General features: G+C 59.3%; 19 protein-coding genes and 1 tRNA gene. 6 read left to right on the top strand and 14 right to left on the bottom strand.

The features are described from left to right. Positions 1 to 10 precede the first annotated feature (10 nt). Positions 11 to 1,789, top strand: coding sequence for an acyl-CoA dehydrogenase C-terminal domain-containing protein (locus BLW70_RS02595; RefSeq protein WP_074871435.1), 1,779 nt, complete (start codon positions 11 to 13; stop codon positions 1,787 to 1,789). A 227-nt stretch (positions 1,790 to 2,016) separates the two neighbouring features. Here the strand turns inward: BLW70_RS02595 and BLW70_RS02590 are convergent, their stop codons facing one another. Further along, on the bottom strand, positions 2,017 to 2,946 hold the full coding sequence (locus BLW70_RS02590; RefSeq protein WP_074871434.1) for a LysR family transcriptional regulator: 930 nt from the start codon (positions 2,944 to 2,946) through the stop codon (positions 2,017 to 2,019). Between the two features lie 169 nt (positions 2,947 to 3,115). Here BLW70_RS02590 and BLW70_RS02585 point away from each other — a divergent pair, with 169 nt between their 5' ends. The 4 genes from BLW70_RS02585 to BLW70_RS02570 all read left to right on the top strand — a co-directional run bounded on the left by BLW70_RS02585 (position 3,116) and on the right by BLW70_RS02570 (position 5,562). Next, on the top strand, positions 3,116 to 4,399 hold the full coding sequence (locus tag BLW70_RS02585; RefSeq protein ID WP_074871431.1) for an aspartate aminotransferase family protein: 1,284 nt from the start codon (positions 3,116 to 3,118) through the stop codon (positions 4,397 to 4,399). A 251-nt stretch (positions 4,400 to 4,650) separates the two neighbouring features. Next, the gene (locus tag BLW70_RS02580) at positions 4,651 to 5,007 is read left to right on the top strand and encodes a type II toxin-antitoxin system RelE/ParE family toxin (protein WP_074871430.1); all 357 of its coding nucleotides are present in this window, start codon (positions 4,651 to 4,653) and stop codon (positions 5,005 to 5,007) included. Continuing rightward, complete coding sequence (locus BLW70_RS02575) at positions 5,000 to 5,320, top strand: helix-turn-helix domain-containing protein (protein ID WP_074871428.1); 321 nt, start codon at positions 5,000 to 5,002, stop codon at positions 5,318 to 5,320. The genes BLW70_RS02580 and BLW70_RS02575 overlap by 8 nt, the downstream gene beginning before the upstream one ends. Before the next feature lie 83 nt (positions 5,321 to 5,403). Then, entirely contained in the window at positions 5,404 to 5,562 is a 159-nt protein-coding gene (locus tag BLW70_RS02570; protein WP_007904205.1) for a YqaE/Pmp3 family membrane protein, read from the top strand. Positions 5,563 to 5,710: 148 nt separating this feature from the next. Here the strand turns inward: BLW70_RS02570 and BLW70_RS02565 are convergent, their stop codons facing one another. The 10 genes from BLW70_RS02565 to BLW70_RS02520 all read right to left on the bottom strand — a co-directional run bounded on the left by BLW70_RS02565 (position 5,711) and on the right by BLW70_RS02520 (position 16,685). Beyond that, positions 5,711 to 7,537: a S9 family peptidase gene (locus tag BLW70_RS02565; protein ID WP_074871426.1), complete on the bottom strand. Its 1,827-nt coding sequence runs from the start codon at positions 7,535 to 7,537 to the stop codon at positions 5,711 to 5,713. Continuing rightward, a complete protein-coding gene (gene pqqE / locus BLW70_RS02560) occupies positions 7,503 to 8,678 on the bottom strand; it encodes a pyrroloquinoline quinone biosynthesis protein PqqE (protein WP_074871424.1) in 1,176 nt (391 codons plus the stop codon). The genes BLW70_RS02565 and pqqE overlap by 35 nt, the downstream gene beginning before the upstream one ends. Further along, positions 8,650 to 8,925: a pyrroloquinoline quinone biosynthesis peptide chaperone PqqD gene (gene pqqD, locus BLW70_RS02555; protein ID WP_008024193.1), complete on the bottom strand. Its 276-nt coding sequence runs from the start codon at positions 8,923 to 8,925 to the stop codon at positions 8,650 to 8,652. The genes pqqE and pqqD overlap by 29 nt, the downstream gene beginning before the upstream one ends. Continuing rightward, on the bottom strand, positions 8,922 to 9,674 hold the full coding sequence (gene pqqC / locus BLW70_RS02550) for a pyrroloquinoline-quinone synthase PqqC (protein WP_074871423.1): 753 nt from the start codon (positions 9,672 to 9,674) through the stop codon (positions 8,922 to 8,924). Before pqqC ends, pqqD begins: the two co-directional genes overlap by 4 nt. A gap of 139 nt (positions 9,675 to 9,813) precedes the next feature. Beyond that, a complete protein-coding gene (pqqB, locus tag BLW70_RS02545; protein WP_074871421.1) occupies positions 9,814 to 10,725 on the bottom strand; it encodes a pyrroloquinoline quinone biosynthesis protein PqqB in 912 nt (303 codons plus the stop codon). Between the two features lie 76 nt (positions 10,726 to 10,801). After that, positions 10,802 to 10,876 (bottom strand): pyrroloquinoline quinone precursor peptide PqqA, encoded by a 75-nt coding sequence (gene pqqA, locus BLW70_RS02540; protein ID WP_009045898.1) that lies wholly within the window; start codon positions 10,874 to 10,876, stop codon positions 10,802 to 10,804. 155 nt (positions 10,877 to 11,031) lie between these two features. After that, positions 11,032 to 13,464: a pyrroloquinoline quinone biosynthesis protein PqqF gene (gene pqqF, locus BLW70_RS02535; protein ID WP_074871420.1), complete on the bottom strand. Its 2,433-nt coding sequence runs from the start codon at positions 13,462 to 13,464 to the stop codon at positions 11,032 to 11,034. 48 nt (positions 13,465 to 13,512) lie between these two features. After that, complete coding sequence (locus BLW70_RS02530) at positions 13,513 to 14,307, bottom strand: carbon-nitrogen hydrolase family protein (protein ID WP_074871418.1); 795 nt, start codon at positions 14,305 to 14,307, stop codon at positions 13,513 to 13,515. A 12-nt stretch (positions 14,308 to 14,319) separates the two neighbouring features. Continuing rightward, positions 14,320 to 16,002 carry a flavin monoamine oxidase family protein gene (locus tag BLW70_RS02525; protein ID WP_074871416.1) on the bottom strand — a complete coding sequence of 561 codons (1,683 nt, stop codon included), beginning with the start codon at positions 16,000 to 16,002 and terminating at the stop codon, positions 14,320 to 14,322. A gap of 221 nt (positions 16,003 to 16,223) precedes the next feature. Beyond that, complete coding sequence (locus BLW70_RS02520) at positions 16,224 to 16,685, bottom strand: Lrp/AsnC family transcriptional regulator (protein ID WP_007980298.1); 462 nt, start codon at positions 16,683 to 16,685, stop codon at positions 16,224 to 16,226. Between the two features lie 204 nt (positions 16,686 to 16,889). On the opposite strand from BLW70_RS02520, the gene BLW70_RS02515 reads away from it, so the two are divergent. Further along, on the top strand, positions 16,890 to 17,537 hold the full coding sequence (locus tag BLW70_RS02515; RefSeq protein WP_074880386.1) for a peptidase M41: 648 nt from the start codon (positions 16,890 to 16,892) through the stop codon (positions 17,535 to 17,537). A gap of 92 nt (positions 17,538 to 17,629) precedes the next feature. On the opposite strand, the gene BLW70_RS02510 is transcribed toward BLW70_RS02515, so the two are convergent. The 3 genes from BLW70_RS02510 to rpoD all read right to left on the bottom strand — a co-directional run bounded on the left by BLW70_RS02510 (position 17,630) and on the right by rpoD (position 23,440). Beyond that, positions 17,630 to 17,706, bottom strand: a tRNA-Ile gene (locus BLW70_RS02510). A 15-nt stretch (positions 17,707 to 17,721) separates the two neighbouring features. Continuing rightward, entirely contained in the window at positions 17,722 to 21,468 is a 3,747-nt protein-coding gene (locus BLW70_RS02505) for a bifunctional diguanylate cyclase/phosphodiesterase (protein ID WP_074871414.1), read from the bottom strand. A 121-nt stretch (positions 21,469 to 21,589) separates the two neighbouring features. Continuing rightward, entirely contained in the window at positions 21,590 to 23,440 is a 1,851-nt protein-coding gene (gene rpoD, locus BLW70_RS02500) for an RNA polymerase sigma factor RpoD (RefSeq protein ID WP_074871412.1), read from the bottom strand. Between the last annotated feature and the right edge of the window lie 64 nt (positions 23,441 to 23,504).

Raw genomic sequence — 23,504 nt, 5'->3', positions numbered from 1 at the left:
GAGGTTTGCCATGGCTGACTACAAAGCGCCCCTGCGCGATATGCGCTTCGTCCTCAATGAAGTTTTCGAGGTCGCCAAACTCTGGGCCGAGCTGCCTGCGCTGGCCGAGACTGTCGATGCTGAAACGGTCGAAGCCATTCTTGAAGAAGCCGGCAAGGTCACCAGCAAAAGCATCGCGCCCCTGAGCCGTGCGGCTGACGAAGAAGGTTGCCATTGGGCGGACGGTGCCGTCACCACGCCGGCAGGTTTCCCACAGTCTTATCAGACTTACGCTGAAGGCGGTTGGGTCGGTGTCGGCGGCGATCCGACCTACGGCGGCATGGGCATGCCCAAGGCCGTTTCGGCGCAAGTCGAAGAAATGGTCAACTCCGCCAGCCTGTCGTTCGGCCTGTACCCGATGCTGACCGCGGGCGCCTGCCTGTCGATCAACGCCCACGCCAGCGAAGAATTGAAAGCCGCGTACCTGCCGAACATGTACGCCGGGGTCTGGGCCGGTTCCATGTGCCTGACCGAGCCACACGCCGGTACGGACCTGGGCATCATCCGCACCAAAGCCGAGCCTCAGGCCGACGGGTCCTACAAAGTCAGCGGCACCAAAATCTTCATCACCGGCGGTGAGCACGACCTGACCGAGAACATCATTCACCTGGTATTGGCCAAACTGCCGGACGCACCGGCGGGGCCGAAAGGCATTTCGCTGTTCCTGGTGCCGAAGTTCATGGTCAATGCCGATGGCACCCTGGGCGCGCGCAACCCGGCGACCTGCGGTTCGATCGAACACAAGATGGGCATCCAGGCCTCTGCGACCTGCGTGATGAACTTCGATGAGGCCGTGGGTTATCTGGTCGGCGAGCCAAACAAAGGTCTGGCCGCGATGTTCACCATGATGAACTACGAGCGTCTGGGCGTCGGTATCCAGGGCCTGGCCTCTGGTGAGCGCTCCTACCAGAACGCCGTCGAATACGCCCGCGACCGCCTGCAAAGCCGTTCGCCGACCGGTGCGCAGAACAAGGACAAGGTCGCTGACCCGATCATCGTCCACCCGGACGTGCGTCGCATGTTGCTGACCATGAAAGCCTCGAACGAAGGCGGTCGTGCCTTTTCGACTTACGTGGCCATGCAACTGGATACCGCCAAGTTCAGCGAAGACGCCATCACCCGCAAACGCGCGGAAGATTTGGTGGCCTTGCTGACCCCGGTAGCCAAGGCGTTCCTGACCGACCTGGGTCTGGAAACCACCATTCACGGCCAGCAGGTTTTCGGCGGCCACGGTTACATCCGTGAGTGGGGCCAGGAGCAACTGGTGCGCGACGTGCGCATCACACAGATCTACGAAGGCACTAACGGCATTCAGGCGCTGGACCTGGTAGGCCGCAAGATCGTTGGCACCGGCGGCGCGTTCTACAATCTGTTTGCCGACGAGATCCGTCATTTCACTGCGACCGCCAGCGCTGACCTGGTGGAGTTCACCAAACCGCTGAACGATGCGGTGACTACCCTCGATGAACTGACGGCCTGGTTGCTGGATCGGGCGAAAAACAACCCGAACGAAATCGGCGCTGCCTCGGTCGAGTACCTGCAAGCATTTGGTTACGTGGCGTATGCGTACATGTGGGCACTGATGGCCAAGGCCGCTTTTGGCAAAGAAGCGCAGGACGATTTCTACGCGAGCAAGATGGGCACGGCGCGCTTCTATTTCGCACGTCTGCTGCCGCGTATTCACTCGTTGAGCGCGTCGGTGAAGGCTGGCAGCGAATCACTATTTCTGCTGGACGCAGGGCAGTTCTGACAATGTAACGTCATGTAAGCATTCTCTTACATGACGTGCTGCTTTTCTCCCATAGATGCAGATTGGATCCACGGCTAATCTACTTCACATGGACGTCGCGCAGGAAGCGCAAAGCAACAACACGGACACGTAGGATTCTGCCAGGACGGCGGAGTGAAATGGATGTCAGGGAAACAGTCTGCAAAGCCCCGCTTCGGCGGGGTTTTCTTTTGCCTGCAGAAAAGTGCTCAGCTCATCTCATCCAGTGTTGCCGGGCTGATCAAGCGCCCCTCCGAGCCATTCATCACTTCTTCCAGCAACGTACGCAACAAGGTCAGCGAGGCCTGTTGCCGCTGCACATCCCGACACACCAAGCCAACTTTCAGCGGCACCCGCGGCTCGCTCAGTGGCTTCCACAACAGCTCCTTGTTGCCGTGTGCCTGTTGTGAGCGTCCGGGCAGCACCGTCGCCAGTCGTGTGTGCGGCAAACTGTCGAGAATCCCCGCCATGTTGTTCAGTTCTGCCTGTACTTGCGGGCGTCGTCCCAGATTGGCCAATTGGGCTTGCCAGATCTGCCGCACTTGAAACTCTTCACCCAGCAGCAACATCGGCAATTCGGCAGCCTGACTCATCGAGACTTTCTTGAATTCGCGCAACGGGTGATCAGCCGGGATCACCAGGGTCAGCTCGTCTTCGTACAGCATCACGCCGTGCAGCCCCGGCTGACGAGGCGGCAGATAGCTGATGCCGATGTCCAGCGAGCCGTTGAGCAAGCGTCGCTCGACTTCCAGCCCCGTCAATTCATAGATTTGCACCACCAAATGCGGCTGCGCCTTGCGCACGCGTTCGAGCATCTGCGGTACCAGGCTGCTATGGACGGTCTGCAATACACCGATGGCGAGTGTGCGCAGCGCCTGGCCCTTGAAGTTGCCCAAGGCTTCACGTGCCCGCTGCAATCCATCCAGCAAAGGCAGGGCATGGTTGTACAACGTATGGGCAGCCAGGGTGGGCAGCAGGCGTTTGCTGCTGCGTTCGAACAAGCTCACATCGAGGTTTTGCTCGAGGTGGCGGATCTGCTGGGACAGTGCCGGTTGGGAGATTGAAAGCCGCTCGGCAGCCCGGCCCACATGACCTTCTTCGTAGACCGCGACGAAATAACGCAGTTGCTTGAAATCCATAAGGTGTGCTTATCGAAAATGCTGGGAAATCGAAATGGCTCAAGGCCTCGCGTAAGCCTAGTCTAACCGCATTCACAAGGCTTACAGGGCCACAGAGCGCGATGAATACCGTTTGCTTCGATGGTGTTTACATAGGCACGGCAAAAAACCTCGCACGAGGTTCGATCAGATGAATTTGTTCAGCTTGCGGCGCAATCCCCCGAGTCTTGATGACTTGGCCGTGGACGCCTCCTTGCCGTCCAAAGACGACAATCTTTCCAGCGAGTGCCTGATGCCCAGTGTCGAGCGACCGAAACAGATATTCGTGCGCGGCCAGGGCTCATGGTTGTGGGACAGCGATGACCGCGCGTATCTGGATTTCTCTCAGGGTGGCGGGGCCAATAGCCTCGGACACAGCCCTTCGGTACTGGTCAACGCCATTTCGGCGCAGGCTCAGTCGCTGATCAACCCCGGCTTCGGCCTGCATAACCGCGGCATGCTCAATCTTGCTGAGCGACTGTGTTCCAGCACCGGCAGTGATCAGGCGTACCTGCTCAACAGTGGCAGCGAAGCCTGTGAAGCGGCGATCAAACTGGCGCGTAAATGGGGCCAACGGCATCGCGGCGGGGCTTCGCGGATCATCGTTGCCAACAACGGCTGCCATGGTCGTAGTCTGGGGACGCTGTCGGCGTCGGACAGTTCAAATCTGCCTAACCGATTCGAGCCGCTGCTTCCGGGCTTCAGTCACGTGCCGTTCAATGATCTTGCGGCCTTGCATGCAGCCGTCGATGCCCGGACCGTGGCGGTCATGCTCGAACCGATCCAGAGCGAAGCCGGGGTGATACCGGCCACCGAGCATTACCTCAAAGGCGTCGAGCGCCTGTGCCGTGAGCTGGGCATTCTGCTGATCTTCGACGAAGTGCAAACCGGCATCGGTCGTTGCGGCACTTTACTCGCCGAACAATCCTACGGCGTGCGGGCAGATATCGTCGTTCTCGGCAAAGGGCTGGGCGGCGGCGTGCCATTGGCCGCGTTGTTGGCGCGAGGCAAAGCCTGTTGTTTCGACGTCGGCGAAGTGACAGGCACACATCATGGCAATGCACTGATGACGGCGGCCGGTCTTGCCGTCCTCGACAGCGTGCAGGACAAAGGGTTTCTCGAGCATGTCGGGGAAATCGGCCAGCACCTGAGTGAAGGTCTGCAGCGTTTATCCCGTCGCTATGGTCACGGCGAGTTACGCGGGCAAGGGCTTCTCTGGGGTCTTGTCTTGTCCGACGAATCGGCTGACGCCGTCGTCAAGGCGGCGTTGTACGAAGGCCTGCTGCTCAACGCTCCGCAGCCCGATTGCCTGCGCTTTACCCCAGCCCTGACCGTCAGCAAAGCCAACATCGACGAAATGCTCCTGCGTCTGGCCCGCGCCTTCTCCCGCGTGCGCACTGCGCAACTGCAATGCCGCAAAGGGATTGCCGTCTGATCAGACCTCTCCTACACGAATTCCCGAACCGTCTCGCGGTATAACGCATCGCCCCATGCCTGATTCTTTTGGTGTGGGGCGTTTTTTTGTCTCTGCGTTTTGCCAAATGCCATTCAGTGCTTGAGCGGTCGCGGGAACAATGGCTTTTTAGAGCGTATCGGCAAGGAGTGTCGGTGCCAGCGAAACAATATTGTTGTGGAACTGGCTTTGAGTTCTATACCACTGGGTGGTATGTTTTGGAAGGGAAGCCGATGTCACCAAGGTTATTCAAAACGAAACGTTTTTCGATGCAAGTTGGGAAGGCCTGGATCGATGATGACGAGCTTCGTGAAGCATTCACCGAAATGCTCAACGGCCAGGGGGACAATCTCGGCGGTGGGGTCTGGAAAAAACGGTTGAATGCCAATCGTCATCGGTCGATTGTTTTGGCCAAAGGTGGCCATTACTGGATCTATCAGTTTCTGTATGCCAAGAAAGACCAGAGCAATATCAGTCCGAGGCAGTTGGCCGACTTGCGCAAGTTAGCCAAGACGTATGGAGGGCTGACCGAGATGGAAATCCAGCGCTTGCTGGATATGAAGGAGTTTGTGGAGATACCTCATGAGTAAAAAATTCAAAAGTGAAATTTCGGAATCGATACACGAGTCAGCCGGTGCCTTGTTTGCCATCGGTGCAATCAGCAAAGCAACCATGCGCAAATTCGATGAGTCATGTCTTGCAACAGTTCCAGATGCGATCCCCGCTGAGCAGATCAAAGCGTTACGCGAACGCAACAACGTAAGCCAGCCAGTATTCGCGCGTTATCTGAACACCAGTGCCTCGACGGTTAAACAATGGGAAGCGGGAGACAAGCACCCCAGCGGCATGGCGCTGAAGTTGCTGAGCATCGTGCAGAAACATGGACTTGAGATACTGGCCTGAAGAACCGCACTGAACCCTGACGAACGGCAAAGGTCGATTAGCTGTAGGCTTACGCGAGCCAACTTTAATCAGGAGCTGACCCCATGGACTTTATTCGCATCATCATCGCCATTCTGCTGCCGCCACTGGGTGTGTTTCTGCAAGTCGGTTTCGCCGGGGCGTTCTGGCTGAATATTCTGCTGACGCTGTGCGGTTACATCCCCGGGATCGTGCATGCGGTGTACATCATCGCCAAGCGCTGAGTTTCGCGGCGCCCGTTAGATCGCTTTCGCGAGCAGGCTCGCTCCCACAATGGATCTTTGGTGTACAGAAATCCCTGTGGGAGCGGCGGTGCGACCATTCGACTTGCTCGCGAAGGGAGCACCGCAATTTCCGCACTCAGTGCGATCTTCAGTCCGCCAACGCCATCACCCTTCGATAAAACAACCACTCCTGCTCCAGCGCATGGGCCTGATTGCCGGCCTTGCGAAAGCCATGGCGTTCGTCGTCGTAGTAGTGCGCTTCAACCAGAATGCCTTTGTCCTGCAACGCCGTGACCATGTCGCGGGTCTGTTGCGGCACCACCACGGCGTCCAGTTCACCCTGAAAGAAAATAACCGGAACACTGATGTTGCCCGCGTGCAGCAACGGCGTTCGAGCAGCGTAGCGTTCGGCATCCTGCACCGGGTCGCCGATCAGCCAATCCAGATAGTCGCCTTCGAACTTGTGAGTCGTCCGGCCCAGCGCCACAGGATCACTGACGCCATACAGGCTGGCGCCGGCGCGGAAGACTGTGTGAAAGGCCAGGGCACACAGCGTGGTGTAGCCGCCGGCACTGCCACCGCGAATAAATGCCTTGTTGCCGTCGATCAGCCCGCGTTCGGCAAGTTGAGTGACGACTGCGCAGGCATCCTCCACGTCCACTTCGCCCCAGCTCAAATGCAGCGCTTGTCGATAAGCCCGACCATAGCCACTGCTGCCGCGGTAGTTGAGGTCGGCCACGGCGAAACCGCGTTGCGCCCAGTACTGGATCCGCGGATCGAGCATCGGGTAGCAGGCCGACGTCGGGCCGCCGTGGATGAACACCACCAGAGGCGGCTTCGCATCATCGGTCATCGCGGGATAGAAGAAGCCGTGGGCCTCGCCCGAACCGCTCGGGTAGCGCAGGGTTTGCGGCAGGCTGATCTGCTCGGCGGGCAACGGTGCAATACCGCCCGCCAGTGTTTTGACCTGGCGGGTCTGGCGGTCGATGGCAATGACTGCCGACGAACTGACTGGCGAAGCGGCGATGCAGTAAATGAACTGCTCATCCAGTGCGAGAGCGCGGAAGCGGCTGTAATCGCCCGTGAAATCCTCACCGGCATCACCACAAAGCCCCAGTTTGCCAAAGCCGTCTTCAGTCCAGCTCGCCAGATAGCGGCCTTCGCTTAGCGGCAACCAGGTGCAGCCACCCAACTGCCACGGTGCTGGCCCATGATCCGCAGGGGCACTCGGCAGCGGGCTCAGACCGTCTGCCGATTCCACCCAAGGCTGCCAGTAGCCGGCGCGATCAGTCAGGCAAAACAGGCGGCCGTTTGCATCGAACCTCGGTTGTTGCAGCGATTCCTCCGCGTCTTCGCCCGCCACGCAACGCGGCAGAGCAAAGCGGCCATCGTCCTGGCGTTCGGCAACCATCAGGCGAGTCGCGGTCCAAGGCTGGTCCGGGCGGCTCCACTCGATCCATGCCAGGCGTTGCGCGTCGGGACTCAACGTCGGCGCGGCATAGAAATCGGCGCCTTCGGCCAGCAGATGACGTGCGCCGTCAGCCACATCGATAGCCACCAGACGATGCCGGTCGCGGTTTTCTTCAACCGCCAATACCTGCCCGTCAGCGAACTGCAGATCGCCATATCGGCATTCGCCTGAGCTCAGTAATTCGGGTGTCTCACCGGTCAGCGACTGTCGATACAGCTGTTGGTCCGCCTCGTTGACGAACACGATCCCGTCATCGGTCAGACAGAACGCGCCGCCGCCGTATTCGTACACGCGACTGCGCACACTGAAGCCCGCTGGTGTCAGGCAATTCGCCTGGCCGTCACGCCAATGCCAGATCCGGCAGGCGGCGTCCTCGGGCCGGTACTCGTTCCAGAACAAGCCATGCGGGCCGACCTGCAACTCGGCGAAGTCGATGCCGGCCGCAACAGCCTTGGCAGCGCTGAAGGGCTCAGCTTTTAGCGATGAGTCGTGAATTTCGTTCATTGCGAAAGGCCAGTTGTTCAATGGTCTGGGTCGCGTGCTCGGCTTCTTCGCGAGCCTTGAGGATCACGCCGTGATGGTCCGATTTGCTGCACACCGGGTCGGCGTTGCTCGCGTCCCCCGTGAGCATGAAGGCCTGGCAGCGACAGCCGCCGAAGTCTTTTTCTTTCTCGTCGCAGGAACGGCACGGCTCGGGCATCCAGTCGTAACCGCGAAAGCGATTGAAGCCGAACGAGTCGTACCAGATGTGCTGCATGCTGTGGTCGCGCACGTTAGGAAATTGCACCGGCATCTGTCGGGCGCCATGACAGGGCAAGGCGGTTCCGTCCGGTGTGACCGTCAGAAAAATACTGCCCCAGCCATTCATGCAGGCTTTCGGGCGTTCTTCGTAATAGTCAGGGGTGACAAAAATCAGCTTGCACGGATGCCCTTCGGCTTCGAGTTTGGCGCGGTATTCGTTGGTGATGCGTTCGGCGCGGACCAGTTGTTCCTTGGTCGGCAACAGACCGACCCGGTTGAGCTGCGCCCAGCCGTAGAACTGGCACGTGGCGAGTTCCACAAAGTCCGCCTCAAGGGCGATGCACAGCTCGATGATCCGGTCGATCTTGTCGATGTTGTGCCGATGGGTTACGAAGTTCAGCACCATCGGATAACCGTGGGCTTTCACTGCGCGAGCCATTTCCAGCTTCTGGGCGAAGGCCTTTTTCGAGCCCGCCAGCAAGTTATTCACCTGCTCGTCGCTGGCCTGAAAGCTGATCTGAATATGGTCCAGGCCGGCCTTTTTGAAGTCGCTGATTTTCTGCTCGGTCAGGCCGATGCCGGAGGTGATCAGGTTGGTGTAGAACCCCAGCTTGCGCGCCTCGGCAATCAGCTCGGCAAGGTCCTGGCGCACCAGCGGTTCACCGCCGGAAAAGCCCAACTGCGCCGCACCCATTTCCCGCGCCTCGCGGAACACCTTGATCCACTGTTCGGTGCTCAGTTCCTTGCCTTGCTCGGCGAAGTCCAGCGGATTGGAGCAGTACGGGCATTGCAATGGGCAGCGATACGTCAGTTCGGCCAGCAGCCACAGCGGCAGGCCGATTTCCGGTTTGGGCGGTAACTTGTCTGACGCGGATTCAGGCAAGTTCGATCCAGTGCTGAGCACGGGCAACCTCCATGAATTGTTCGATGTCGTCACCGAGCTCGGGCACGCCGGGGAACTGCGCGTCCAGTTCGGCGATGATCGCCGCGACGTCTCGCTCGCCGTCGATCAAACCGCCGATCAGCGCGGCGCTTTCATTGAGTTTGATCATGCCTTCCGGGTAAAGCAGCACATGACCTTTCTGCGCCGGTTCGTACTGGAAGCGGTAGCCGGGACGCCAGGTCGGGGTCTTGCTGCGATCAAAACTCATAAGGTGATTCCTTTATGCCAGACCCGTTGCTCGGTCACGCTGTGATATGGCGGGCGTTTCAGTTCGTAGGCCATGCTCATGGCATCGAGCATGCTCCAAAGAATGTCCAGTTTGAACTGGAGAATTTCCAGCATGCGCTCTTGGCCGGCCCGCGTCGTGTAGTGCTGCAAAGTGATCGCCAAGCCGTGTTCCACGTCGCGGCGCGCCTGACCCAGGCGGGTGCGGAAATACTCGTAGCCAGCCGGGTCAATCCACGGGTAATGCTGCGGCCAGCTGTCCAGGCGCGACTGGTGGATTTGTGGCGCAAACAGTTCAGTCAGCGAGCTGCTGGCGGCTTCCTGCCAACTGGCCCGGCGGGCGAAGTTGACGTAGGCGTCGACGGCAAAACGTACACCGGGCAGTACCAATTCCTGCGAGCGTAGCTGATCGGGGTCGAGGCCGACGGCCTGGCCCAGGCGCAGCCAGGCTTCGATGCCGCCGTCTTCGCCGGGGGCGCCGTCATGGTCGAGCAAACGCTGAATCCACTCACGACGAATCTCGCGGTCCGGGCAGTTGGCGAGGATCGCGGCGTCCTTGAGCGGGATGTTCACTTGGTAATAGAAGCGGTTGGCGACCCAGCCCTGGATCTGCTCGCGCGTTGCCCGGCCTTCGTACATCGCCACGTGGTACGGGTGATGGATGTGGTAGTAAGCGCCCTTGGCGCGCAGGGCCGCTTCGAACTCGGCGGGGGACAGTGCGGTGTCAGTCATTTCGGTTCTCCGGGTACGACCGGTGGATTCTTTGGTGTCGGGTCGGGCCTTATCGCCAGCAGGCTGGCTCCCACATTGGAATGCTATCAACTGTGGGAGCCAGCCTGCTGGCGATAGACCGCGCAGCGGTCTGTATGCCCTACAGCACAATACTCATCCCGTCATACGCCACTTCAACATCGCGCCGAACCAGTTCTGCACGCTCCGGCGAATCCTCATCGAGAATCGGGTTGGTGTTGTTGATGTGGATAAGCACTTTGCGCTGGTTAGGCAGCTGTTCCAGCACTTCCAGCATGCCGCCGGGGCCGTTCTGCGCCAGGTGGCCCATTTCCCGGCCGGTGCGGGTGCCGACGCCACGGCGCTGCATTTCGTCGTCATCCCACATCGTGCCGTCCACCAGCAGGCAATCGCTGCCGGCCATGATTTCCAGCAGCGGTGCGTCGACCTTGCCCAAGCCCGGCGCGTAGAACAGTTTGCCGCCGGTGTTGAGGTCTTCAACGATCAGGCCGATGTTGTCGCCGGGGTGCGGGTCGAAGCGGTGCGGCGAGTACGGCGGCGCGGCGCTGCGCAGCGGCAACGGGGTGAAGCGCAGGCTGGGGCAGGCCGGGATGGTGAAACTGCGGTCGAGCTCGATCGGGTTCCAAGTCAGCCCGCCGTTCCAGTGGGTCAGCATGGTGAACAGTGGAAAACCGGTGCTCAGGTCTTCGTGGACCATGTCGGTGCACCAGACTTCGTGCGGGCAACCTTCGCGCAGGCTGAGCAGGCCAGTGGTGTGGTCGATCTGGCTGTCCATCAGGATGATCGCGTTGATGCCGGTATCGCGCAGGGCGCGGCCCGGTTGCATCGGGGCAAAGCTCTGGAGCTGGGCGCGGATGTCCGGCGATGCGTTGCACAGCACCCAGTTCACGCCGTTATCGGAAATGGCGATGGACGACTGGGTCCGCGCCTTGGCGTTCAGGCTGCCATCGCGAAAGCCGGCGCAGTTCACGCAGTTGCAGTTCCACTGAGGGAAACCACCGCCGGCGGCGGAACCTAGAATCTGGACAAACATGGCCGCTCCATCATTTTGAAAACTGAAAATAAAAACGCCTCGGCGAGCCGAGGCGTTGCACTGCGCTACAAAAAGATTAGCGGCTGGCGAAGTACATGGTGACTTCAAAGCCGATACGCAGGTCGGTGTAAGCAGGTTTGGACCAGGACATAAAAGCGCTCCTTCGGGTGATGGGACAGTTGAGATCTATACATATAGTCCACCTCCAGCCGGAGATGTTCAGATAGTTAGGTGGCTATGTTACTCAAAATTACAGGGCGATTGGCCGCGAATCTTTGAGAAAGCTAATTGCAGCCTCGGTAATGATCATTTTGCCGCTTGCCAAGGTGCAGCCGGGCACGGCCCGCTGGACAGACAGCGCCAACCGCCTTCAGCCTGATTCAGTCGTTGTGATGCGGCCAGTAACGTTTCGCGGTCGATCATCAGAATCGTCTGAGGTAGAAGCTCCAGATAATCCGACGAGTGGCCGGCCAGTTTGCCCTGCCAGAGCAGTTCGGCGGCCTGCGCATTGGGCAACGCTGCGCGATCGAATTGATCGGCCAGTGCCTGGCGCTGGTCGAGGAAGGTTTCGTCATCGATGGCTTCGATCATCCCCGCCAAACCGCTCAGGAAGTGTTCGATGTGTTCCAGCAGATCCAGAGGGGCAACGCTGGGTGATTGCACGCCGAACAGCACCCCGGTCTGCCCATGGATCTGCCGCAGGGCGCTGAACACCGCATAACCGAGCTGCAGGTCTACCCGCAGGCGTTGGTAAAACGGCGTCTGGTAGACGTGAGCCAGCAAGCGCCAGGCGGCTTCGTCAGCGATGTTTGCCGTTGCGGTCGGACAGAAGAGCAGCAGCGCATGTTCGCTGGAGCCGGTATCGACCGCGCTCCACAGATGCTGCGCGTTTATCGGCGAGGGCGGTGTCAGTTGATTGTCCGCAGTGCCGGGCACACGACTCAAGGCAAAGCCCATCGCTGCCTGTGTCTGGGCGGACAGCCCGGTCGCCAGGCCATCCCAGCGTGCGCTCGACCAAAGCTGCATCAAATCGTCCGAGTCAGCGCTGCGCTCAAGGCAGTGATCAGGCAGCGCTTTAAGCAACTGTCGAATCGGCATCAACGCAATGCTAGGCGGCTCTTCTTGCGAGAAACCGGCATCGGCTGTTGTCAGTTCTTTCAGCGCGTGTTCTAGGACGCTTGGCATCGGCTCCTGTAGCCCGGTCATTTTCAGCAGCCATTCATTGCCCGATGCGTTGAAGGAAAAATCGACACCTGCCTGACGAGCGTCTTCACGCAATGGCTGAAGGCGCTTTTCCAGGTTTGCCTGGAGGCTGCTGCGAGGTGCCGAGTCCAGACGCCAGCGCAGGTAAACGGCACCTTCGGCACCGTTATCCGGCAACGCCTGACTGAACTGCATGGGCGAACGTTCACGGCGACCGCGCGAGCGATCCTGGGCAAAGGTCCGCAAGCCTCGGTGTTTGCTGGTCTGGCCGCGGATCAGTCCGGCACTTGGGGCCGCAGCCTCGGCGCGTAAAAACGGATTTTGGGTTGGCAGTTGCCATTGGCCGGTGAAGTTATTCACAGCGCCGATTTGTTTCAGGACGTCCTTGAGGGCAGCAACACCCGATTCGGATAACTCGGCTTCACGCTGTTCGCTGTCCAGTCGGGCCAGTTGCAGGGCGCCGCTGACTTGCTGCTGACGTTGCAGCAAGGCAGCGTATTCTTCGCGCAACCCGGCCCAGGGTTGCTGTGAGGCAAAGAATCCAAGCCAATCCAGTAGCTGTTCGCGGATCCCGTTGGGCGTCGCGTTGGCAGGCAATGTGAACTCGATGTGCAACAAAGCCTGGCCGGCGAACTGATACAACGGCGCAGCTTTCAGGCTGTCAGCCAGCCCGCGTTCGCGCAATTGCGCCACCAGACCACCGGGTTTCGCGGCGTTCAGCCAATGACACAGGAACGCCAGCGCCTCGGACGATGAATCGGGCAATGCTTCGAAGGCAAACAGCAGATCCAGTCGACGCGCTCCAGCCTGTTGATAACTTTTGTCCGAAGAATCCATCAGCGATGGAGGCGCCTGTTGTGGGACCTTTTTTCCTATGGGAATCGCAGTGCTAAAGCGCTGAGCCATCGCCCTCAATTCATCGAGACTCTGTGGCCCGGTCAGGCTCAAAGTCATCTGCCCGGTCTGATAAAACCGCTGATAGAAACCCTGCAAGGCTTGCTGGAACTCAGGTTGCGGCACCGGCAGGCTGTAGCGGTTACCGGCATGAAACGCCCGCAGTGGATGCGCTGCTGAAAGACCGTCGAACAGCGCGAATTGCTGCTGAGCGGTCGTATCTCGAGACCAAGCGACAAATTCAGCATGCAGCACTTCCCGTTCCCGCCGCTGATCGTCCGGATTCATACGCGGTTGAGCGAGCATGTCCGACAGGCGCTCCAGTCCCCCGGCAAATGACTGAGGCGGTAACTCGAAAAAGTAGTCCGTGGTGCGTTCACTGGTCCGCGCATTCACCTGACCACCATGGCCCTGGACGTAGGCCATCAGTGCCTGGCTCGCAGGAAAGCGCTCTGTACCGAGAAACAGCAGGTGTTCGAGGAAGTGCGCCAGCCCGGGCCATGCCAGCGGCACGTCATGGCTGCCCGCCGCGACGCGCAACGCTGCTGCACTGCGCTTCAAATCGGGAGCATGACGCAGCGTCACCCGCAGACCGTTGGCCAGGGTTTCAGTGTGAGGGCGAGGGTGATTCAGCGCAGGCATGAGCACTTCCAGAGCAGAGAAGCGCTAATGCTAGCGGATTACAGAGGCTCAGCGCTTGTTAAGGTCGTCGTAAAGCTCGGGGCGACGATCGAGGAAGTAGCGATTGGCGGCGCGGGAGTCGACCATCAACTGACGATCCAGCTCACCGACAATCAGTGCTTCATCGAGCCCGGCCTGGGCGATGCGGCTGCCATCCGGCGCAGCAATGCTGCTCTGGCCGCAATACTGGATCTCGCCTTCGTTGCCGCAATAGTTGGCGTAAGCCACATAGCACTGGTTTTCGAAGGCCCGGGCGCGGACGGTGACGTCGGCGATGAAGTCGTAAGGAATCATGTTCGCTGTCGGCACCAGAATCAGCTCGGCGCCGGCCAGGGCCAAGCGGCGGGCGTTTTCCGGGAACTCCAGGTCGTAGCAGATCAGGAAGCCGAGCTTCCAGCCATTGAGTTCAACCAGCGGAAACTCATCCGGCCCGGCGCTGAACATCGAATGATCGAGGTCGCCGAACAGGTGAGTCTTGCGGTAGTTGCACAACCGCTCGCCATTGGCGTCGATCAACTGCACGGCGTTGTAGATCTGCCCGTCCTCGGTGCGCTCGGGATAACCATACAAAATGGCGATCCCGGCCGTCTTGGCGATGCGCGCGATTTGCTGCGCCGACTCACCGTTGTGCACCTCTGCCAGCACGTTGACGGCATCGAGGCCGATGTTGTAACCGGTCAAAAACATCTCCGGCAGCACCAGCAAGTCTGCGCCCTTGGCCTCCAGCGCCAATTGATGCAGACGTTGCAGGTTGCCTGCGACATCCAGGGGCAGCGGTGGACATTGGTAAAGGGCTACGCGCATTTCGGATTCCTCTTACTCGGGCAGGGCGATCGGACCGATCTCGTTGAATACATCTCCTGGACCCGGGTTCTCGGCGTGAGTTTCACCGCCGAAGTGTTTCATGATGCCCCACACCGCATTGAGCGAGGTCTGTACCGCGCCTTCGACCCAGGCAGGCGTCCACGAAACGTCGTCGCCGGCGATGAAAATCCCGCGCTGCTCGGCCGGCATGTCGTCCTGCATGAAGTGCGCGTACATGCGCTGGTTGTAGCGATAGTGGCCGGGCAGGGCACCTTTGAAAGCCCCAAGGAAATGCGGGTCGGCTTCCCAGGACACGGTGATCGGATCGCCGATGATCCGCGCGGCGATGTCTACTTTCGGGTAGATCTTTTTCAACGCATCCAGCGCCAGTTTCACGCGTTTTTCCACCGGTTGCGGGAGCATTTTCAGCGCATCGCTCATCCACGAATAGGACAGGCAAATCACCCCCGGCTTGTCGTCGCCGTTGTCGAACAGATAAGTGCCACGGGTCAGACGATCGGTGAGGGTCATGCTCATCAAGTCGCGGCCGGTTTCCGGGTCCTTGTCCTTCCAGAATGGCCGATCGACCATCACGAAGGTTTTCGACGATTGCATGTAGCGAGTGCGGTCCAGCGCCATCCACATCTTTTGCGAGAACAGGGTTTCGTCGCATTCGATCTGGGTGGTCAGCAGCCAGCTCTGGCACGTGGTCAGCACCGCTGCGTATTCGCGGGTGTCGCCCCAGTTGTCGGTGACGGCAAAGCGCCCGTCTGCCGCGTGGGCAATTTTCTTCACGCCGGTACGCGGTGCGCCGTTGTGCAGGGAGCTGAGGCTGGTGCCTTCCGGCCAGTGCACGCAACGTTCCGGCACATGACGCCAGATCCCCAATGGCACTTGTTCCACACCGCCGACCACCAAATGCTGGTGATCGTCGCAGTTGGTCATGACCACGCGGAAGATTTCCAGCATCGAATTCGGGAAGTCCGAGTCCCAGCCGCCGGTACCGAAACCGACCTGACCAAACACTTCGCGGTGATGGAACGAGAGTTTGGCGAAGGCTTTGGAAGTGGCAACGAAGTCGTAGAACGTGCGGTCGTCCCACAGCGGAACGAGAGTGTTCCACAGTTCTTTCAGGCGCGGCACATCACGGTCGCGGATCGCTTGCTGGATGTCAGAGAACTGCGAACCGGCTTCCAGCGCATCGGCCCAGGCGTCGGCGACTTCCTGGAACAGTGCAGGAAGATCCGCCAGTTTCTGTGCGTAATGGGTCTGACCTTCGAGGTCGATCACCGTGCTGCCCGAAGCAGGGGTCAGCGGGTTCGGGAAAGGTTTGGTTTCGAGGCCAAGCTTGTCGACGTAGTGATAAAACGCGGTGGACGATACCGGGAAGCGCATGCCGCCGAGCTCGGCGATGATGCCTTCGGCGCCGTTGAATGCCTGCGAGCGCAGACGGCCGCCCATTTTCGAGGCTTCGTAGACGACGGGTTTCAGGCCCAGTTTCATCAATTCGTAGGCCGCCACCAGACCGGCGATGCCGGCACCGACGATCGCAACCTCGGCGCCATGGTTGTGCACAGGGATGCTACCCAGGCCGGCCGGATGCTCGATCCAGTCATCGAAACCGAAAGGAAAGTCCGGACCGAAAATGGTGACTGGTTTTTTACCGTCTGCAGGATGGCGATTGTTCTTGTTCATGGCTGACCTTGCTGGCGACCGGACGCGGCATGCGCGTCTGAGTATAGGAAAAGATGGCAGCCATTCTAGAGAGCGTAGAACACGTTAATAAGACGCAATGTGTCGTCGTTTTGATAAATGTTTTAACAGAATGACGACAAGTTGCTGCACATCGTCAATGTAGGAGCCGAGCTTGCTCGCGATGAGGCCCTCCCAGACATCCAAGAGCTATCGGCAAAAACTCAAACCGGCTGCCCCCGATCAATCTTGCTACTCAAGATAATCGACGTAGTCGTCTTCTCCACCCCATCCACGCTGCCTATCTGATCCAGCAACTGATCAAGTTGCTCTGGTGAGTCGGTGCGCAACCACGCCACGTAATCAAATTCGCCACTGACCGCGCACAACTGCTGCACCTGGGCCATTGCGCTGAGGCGTCGCAACACTTCCTTGCCCGAGCGCGGTTGCACCGTGATCCCGACGTACGCCTGCAAGCCGCCATCCACGACACGTTGACCCAAACGCACGCCGTAACCGGTGATTACCTTGGCTTTTTCCAGCCGGGCCAGCCGCGAAGTCACGGTGGTGCGAGCGATGCCCAATTGGCGCGCGAGCATGGCCACGCTCTCGCGGGCATTGATCTGCAAGGCTGCAATCAATTGGCGGTCGATTTCGTCAAGGACGGGCGGGCGAGTGTCAGGCAAGGGGCGTCTCCAGCGGCACAGATCAATGGGTTGGCATGTTACAGGCACATCTCGCACCGCGGAGGGTTGATCTCGCCTCAGTACCGTTCAGAGCGCTTCTGCCTCTCGGGTTTTTCTTTGGCTTGAACAAGGCGTAATCGACGGTATGGACACCAACAGTCAGTCGTAGTCGAATGCGAAATCGAGGGATGCGAGGCGATGGAAATGACAAAGAAAATGCCACCCGCTGTACGGGAACGTGCGTTGCAGATTGCCAATCACGAAATGGCGCATTACGTCATGGCCCGAGCCTTGGGGTTTGAAACGGGTGGCGTGACCCTGACAGTGACCATGGACTTGCGGCATCAAGGCGGGGCGTCCATTAGCCTGGTGCGGCCAATTTCGTCGATGGTAGCCATGAGGGAACATCTGGAGGCGCGGATGATGGTCCTCTTTGCTGGCGCGATGGGGCAGACGTTAGCTTCACAGCATTCGCCCAACCAACGCGTCGATAAATCGAAAGCGACAGCCATCCTCAAAGGAGAGCTGGGGGCGGAACAGGATTACGCAAAAATAAGGGAGCTACGGCACTTGCTGCGCAATCTCGCCTACCCCGATACGGATCCGGCCTCGTCTGACCGCATAACGGCTGAACTGAAAGAGATTACTGATCGTGTGTGGCTGAGGACTCAAATGATCGTAGAAGAATTGGCCGATACGATTACCGAATTGGGACGCGTGCTGGTCGACGGCATGGTCATCGTTGAACAGTGGGGCAGGGCGGCGGATACGTATGAGGTCGTGTTGACGGGGGCAATGCTTGAGCAGCTGCGATCAGTGCAGGCCATTCCAGCGTTAACGGTTGCTTCTTAAGCTGTGAGTGATCTGCGCGCATGTAGATTGGAAGCCCCGAACACGTTATTCCAACAGACACGAAAAAGCCGCGCATTGCGCGGCTTTCAAGATGGTGGGCCCAGTAGGACTCGAACCTACGACCAAGGGATTATGAGTCCCCTGCTCTAACCAACTGAGCTATAGGCCCTCAGTAGGCCGCGGATTATAGCGACGGTTTCTCGGCTGTGCTATCCGAAAAGTCTGAAATGGCTATACGAAGAAACGTCGCGGCAAATTCTTCCGGTGGCAAAGGCAGGCTGACGATGTAGCCCTGGATCTGTTCACAGCCCTCGGCAGCGAGGAATTGCTGCTGTGCGAGGGTTTCGACGCCCTCGGCGATGATGGTGAATTGCATGCTTCGGCCCAGGGCGATGATGGCGCGAACGATGGCTGCGTCGTGGGGGTCATCCGGCAGGCCTCGGACGAAAGACTGGTCGATCTTGAGAATGTCCAGTGGCAGGCGTTTGAGGTAGCTCAGGGACGAGTAACCGGTGCCGAAGTCGTCGATCGCCAGTTGCACGCCCAGGTGTTTGAGTTGATGCAGCACGGCCAACGCCTCTTCAGCCTGGCTCATGATGAAGTTTTCGGTGATTTCCAGTTGCAGGAAATCGGGTTTGAGGCGGTTGTCCTTGAGCAGTTGTTCGATCCGGCCGAGCAGGTTCGGCTGGCGCAATTGAGCGCCTGCGAGGTTGACCGACAGTGGGCCGACGGGTTCGTAAACCTGATTCCACTGGAACATCTGCCGGCAGGCGGTTTCGAGAACCCAATCGCCGATTTGCAGGATCATGCCGTTTTCTTCGGCCAGCGGAATGAAGTGCTCCGGTGGCACCTCGCCGAAGGTCGGGTGGCGCCAGCGAATGAGCGCTTCTGCGCCGACCAGGCGATGGTCGACCAGGCTGATCTTCGGTTGGTAATGGAGGTGCAGTTCGTTGCGCTCGATAGCACGTCGCAGTTCATGTTCAAGTGCCACTCGCTCGCTGGCTTGGGCGGTGAGGTCGCGGGTATAGCTTTCGACCCGGTTGCGACCCTTGGCCTTTGAGCGGTACATCGCCGCATCGGCGTTCTTGACCAGCGTGGCGACGTCGCAGCCATCCTTGGGATACAGGCTGGTGCCGATACTGGCGCTGATAAAAAACTCATGTTCGCCAGCCTGGAACGGTGCGCCGAAGCAATTGAGCAATTTGGTCGCGATGTTGTCGGCGTCGCTGGATTGCTGCAGCCCGGGCAGCAGGATGATGAATTCGTCGCCACCCAGGCGCGCCACGGTGTCGATGTCGCGCAACTGCTCCTTGAGGCGCACGGCAATGCCCTTGAGCAGCAGGTCACCGACCGGGTGACCCAGGCTGTCGTTGATGTGTTTGAAACGGTCCAGGTCCAGGAACAGCACCGCCCCCTGGCCGCCGTTTTCCTGTTGGTTGTTGAGCGCAGTCAGCAATCGGCTCTCGAACAGCGTGCGATTTGGCAGCCCGGTCAGCGGGTCGTGGTGTGCCTGGTAATCGAGCTTGGCCTGGGCGTGTTTGAGGCTGGAAATGTCCGCGAACACCGCGACAAAGTGGGTGACGAATCTGTCCCGGTTGCGCACTGCACTGATGGTCAGCCAGCTCGGATAGAGCTCGCCGTTCTTGCGCCGATTGGAAATTTCGCCCTGCCAATGACCTTCGGCTGTCAGCTGATGCCACATGGCGGCATAAAACGCGCTGTCGTGCAGGCCCGAGGCGAGCAGGCGAGGGGTGTGGCCCAATGCTTCACTCTCGCTGTAGCCGGTGATTTCGGTAAACGCACGGTTGACCGCGCTGATGTGTTGTTGAGTGTCGGTGATCAAAACACCTTCAGCGGTACTCTCGAATACCGTGGCAGCCTGTTGCAGCTTTTCCTGCATCAAGTGTCGCTCCGTGATGTCCCGGGCGATGGTCAGCATGCAATCTTCATCGCCGATCGGCAGCGGACGGCTGGACACTTCGCAGAGGCGGATCTGTCCGTCGCTGCGGCGTATATGGCAACTGAAGTCGCGGACGAAACCGTCCCGGTGCAGCAGGTCGAGCATCTGTTTGCGTTCGTTGAGATTGACCCAGATACCCAGCTCGAGGGCGGAGCGATCCACGGACATTGCGCTGTTGAAACCGGTAATGCGACTGAAACCCTCGTTGACCTCAATCAGTAAACCGTCGCTCTGCCGTGACAACAGCAGGCCGTCGGGGGAGGCATGGAAGGCCTTGGCGAACTTCTCTTCGGAGGTTTGCAGCTGTTTCTGGGTTTCCTTGAGCTGGCTGATATCCCGCACGACCACTACCAGCGCAGGGGTTGTATCGAGGTCGAACGGCTCAGCGGAGATCAGGCCGGTAAACACCTGGCCATTGTTGCGGCGAAAGGGCATCTCCAGGTTACGGATGCTGCCGGCCTGCAACCGTTGCAACAAGCCTGGCCCGACGCCGGGTACTCCCCAGATATTGAGGTCGGTGGCCGTCTGGCCGATGACGTCTTCGGCCTTGAGACCGATCTGTTCTTCGAACGCCTCGTTGACCTCCAGCAGGCAGCCGTCGCAGAGCCGCGCAATGACCAGTATGTCCGGGCATTGCTGGAACACCGAGGCGAACTTCTGTTCCGACAGGCGCAACGCCTCTTCGGTGCGCTTGGCCTCGCTGATGTCGATCATCAGCCCACGCAACACCGGTTCATGGCCGTGCTCGATCAGGCTGACGATATCGCGCACCCAAATGCAGCGGCCATCGGCGGTAATGACCCGGTAATCGAGGCTGTGATCGCGCCCGGCCAGTACTTCGTGATCACAGAAGGTCTGGGCGCGAGTCAGGTCGGCGGGGTGAATGATGTTGCGCCAGAAGCCCGGAATCAGCCAATGAGACAAGGGGTAACCGAGCAGATCCTCGGCATGGGGGGACACATAGCTGTAGGTGAAATCGCTGATCCGCGCTTCCCAGGCAATGGCCGAAAGGCTCTCCACCAGCCCGCGGTAATGGTATTCACTGCTGCGCAGTTCCTGTTCCAGGTCGACCCGGCGGGCAATTTCTGAACTCAGCCGCCGGTTGATCCGGATAACCATCGCCAGCACGATGATCAGCAGCAGCAATCCCGGTAGACCGTAAACCAGCAGATCGTTCCAGAAAGTCCGATGATCGAGGACGTTGCCGACCCACTGCTCCTGAATCTCATTGATTTCGTCCGGGGACATGTCCGCCAGGACTTTATCCAGAATGCCGACCAGTATCTTGTTGTCCCGGGGCACGCCCATTGCCAATTGATAGCGATAAGGGGTTTCGCCGCTGACGTAGAGCCCGTCGAGCTTTAACTGACGCAGGCTCCAGACGCTGGAGGCGAGATCGCCGACTACCGCATCGACTTCATCGGTAGCCAGCGCCTGCAGCGCTGAGCTGACATTGGGCATCGCCACCAGATTGAGGTCGGGATTGTGGGTGCGCAACAGCTCATGGGGCGCATAGTTTTCCACCACGGCGATTTTCAGGCCGTACAAGTCTTCGAGTTTGCGTGGCTGGGGGCCTCCGACATGGGCAAGGATGACAATCGGAAAGTCCAGATAAGGGCGGGTGAATGAGAGGTAAGTCTGGCGCTCGGGGGTCGACATGATGCCGGGCAACAGGTCCAGCTTGGCTTGTTTGGCCTGCTCCAGGACGACGGTCCAGCTGACAGGCTCGATGGGCGTGAGCTTGATGGCCAGGCGTTGACGGATCCGGTCGATATAGTCTGCTGCAAGGCCCTGATAGCGGCCCTGATCGTCGCGAAACTCGAAGGGTGGCCATGACGCATCGACACCCAGGCGCAAGTCCGGGTGAGCCGCCAGCCAGCTACGTTCTTCGTCGGTCAGAGTCAGCGCGCCAGCCGTTGCGGTCCAGGTCAATATCGACAGCAAAAAAAGCACGGTCGGCAGTCTGGGCATAACGGTCTCGTTATGGCTCGGGGAATGTTTCGAGTGTAGACGGGCAATTCGGAGGGGGGGAGGTGCGGGGGATTTAATCTGTATAAAAGCAAAACCCCCGGCCTGGGCCGGGGGTTTTGTATTACTCGTCGAGGAAGGAGCGCAAATGCTCGCTTCTCGTCGGGTGGCGCAGCTTGCGCAGCGCCTTGGCTTCGATCTGGCGAATCCGTTCACGGGTCACGTCGAATTGCTTACCAACCTCCTCGAGGGTGTGGTCGGTATTCATGTCGATACCGAAGCGCATGCGTAGAACCTTGGCTTCACGGGCAGTGAGGCCGGACAGGACTTCGCGAGTCGCTTCTTTAAGGCTCTCAACGGTGGCGACATCGATTGGCGACTGCATGGTCGAGTCTTCGATGAAGTCACCCAGATGGGAGTCTTCGTCATCACCGATCGGGGTTTCCATGGAGATCGGCTCTTTAGCGATCTTCAATACCTTGCGGATCTTGTCCTCAGGCATTTCCATGCGTTCGCCCAGCTCTTCCGGGGTCGGTTCGCGACCCATTTCCTGCAACATCTGGCGGGAAATACGGTTGAGCTTGTTGATCGTCTCGATCATGTGCACCGGAATACGGATGGTGCGGGCCTGGTCGGCGATCGAGCGAGTGATCGCCTGACGGATCCACCAGGTGGCATAAGTCGAGAATTTGTAGCCGCGGCGGTATTCGAATTTATCTACCGCTTTCATCAAGCCGATGTTGCCTTCCTGGATCAGATCGAGGAATTGCAGGCCACGGTTGGTGTACTTCTTGGCGATGGAGATCACCAGACGCAAGTTCGCTTCTACCATCTCTTTCTTCGCGCGGCGGGCCTTGGCCTCACCGATCGACATGCGACGGTTGATGTCCTTGATCTCGGCGATCGTCAAACCGGTTTCGGTTTGCAGCGCGGTTAGCTTCTGCTGGCAACGAATGATGTCCGGTTGCAGGCGACCAATGGCTTCAGCGTATTTGCTTTTGCCTTTGGCCAGCGCATCGGTCCAGCTTTCGTCGACTTCGTTGCCCGGGAACTGGCGCAGGAAGTCGGCACGCGGCATGCGGGCATCACGAACGCAAAGTTGCATGATCGCGCGCTCTTGCTGACGCAGACGATCCAGGGCACTGCGAACACGCTCGACCAGGCCTTCGAATTGCTTCGGAACCAGTTTGATCGGCATGAACAGCTCAGCCAGCAGCACCAGCTCGGCAATTGCCAGCTTGTTGCCACGACCGTGCTTTTTCAGCGCCTTGCGGGTGATTTCCATCTGGTCGGCAACAGCGCCAAAGCGCTGAGCTGCGATGACCGGATCCGGACCGCTTTCGGCTTCTTCTTCGTCGTCGGTGCTGGCTTCAGCTTCGTCGTCGTCGGTGTCGTCGTCCGCTTTCACGGCTTTCGGGTCGACAGGCGGCGGCACTTCTGCAGCAGGCGGCGCAATGCCGTCGTCCGGGTCGATATAACCGCTCAGGACGTCGGACAGGCGGCCACCTTCGGTGGTGACGCGAGTGTATTCGGAGAGAATATGGTCAACCGTGCCAGGGAAGTGCGCAATTGCGCCCATCACTTCGCGGATGCCCTCTTCAATACGCTTGGCGATTTCAATTTCGCCTTCACGTGTGAGGAGCTCTACCGTACCCATTTCACGCATGTACATGCGCACTGGGTCGGTGGTGCGACCAATGTCGGTCTCGACCGCTGCCAACGCTGCTGCTGCCTCTTCGGCCGCGGCTTCGTCGGTATCGGCGTCGGCCAGCATAAGGGAATCCTTATCTGGCGCAACCTCGAATACGTTGATCCCCATGTCATTGATCATGCGGATGATGTCTTCCACCTGTTCCGGATCTGAAATATCCTCCGGCAGGTGGTCGTTGACCTCCGCGTAAGTCAGGTAACCCTGCTCACGACCAAGTGTGATCAACTCTTTGATACGAGACTGCTGTTGCGCTTTTCCGGACATAACACCCTATCCACTGAAGGTCTTGGCGGGCAAAAAACAAGCCGAGGATTATACCTGAGCTATG

It is taken from the genome of Pseudomonas frederiksbergensis, from assembly GCF_900105495.1.
Lineage (GTDB): Bacteria > Pseudomonadota > Gammaproteobacteria > Pseudomonadales > Pseudomonadaceae > Aquipseudomonas > Aquipseudomonas frederiksbergensis.
The sequence above is the reverse complement of the archived record's forward strand: the minus strand, read 5'-3'. Positions and strand labels throughout refer to the sequence as shown.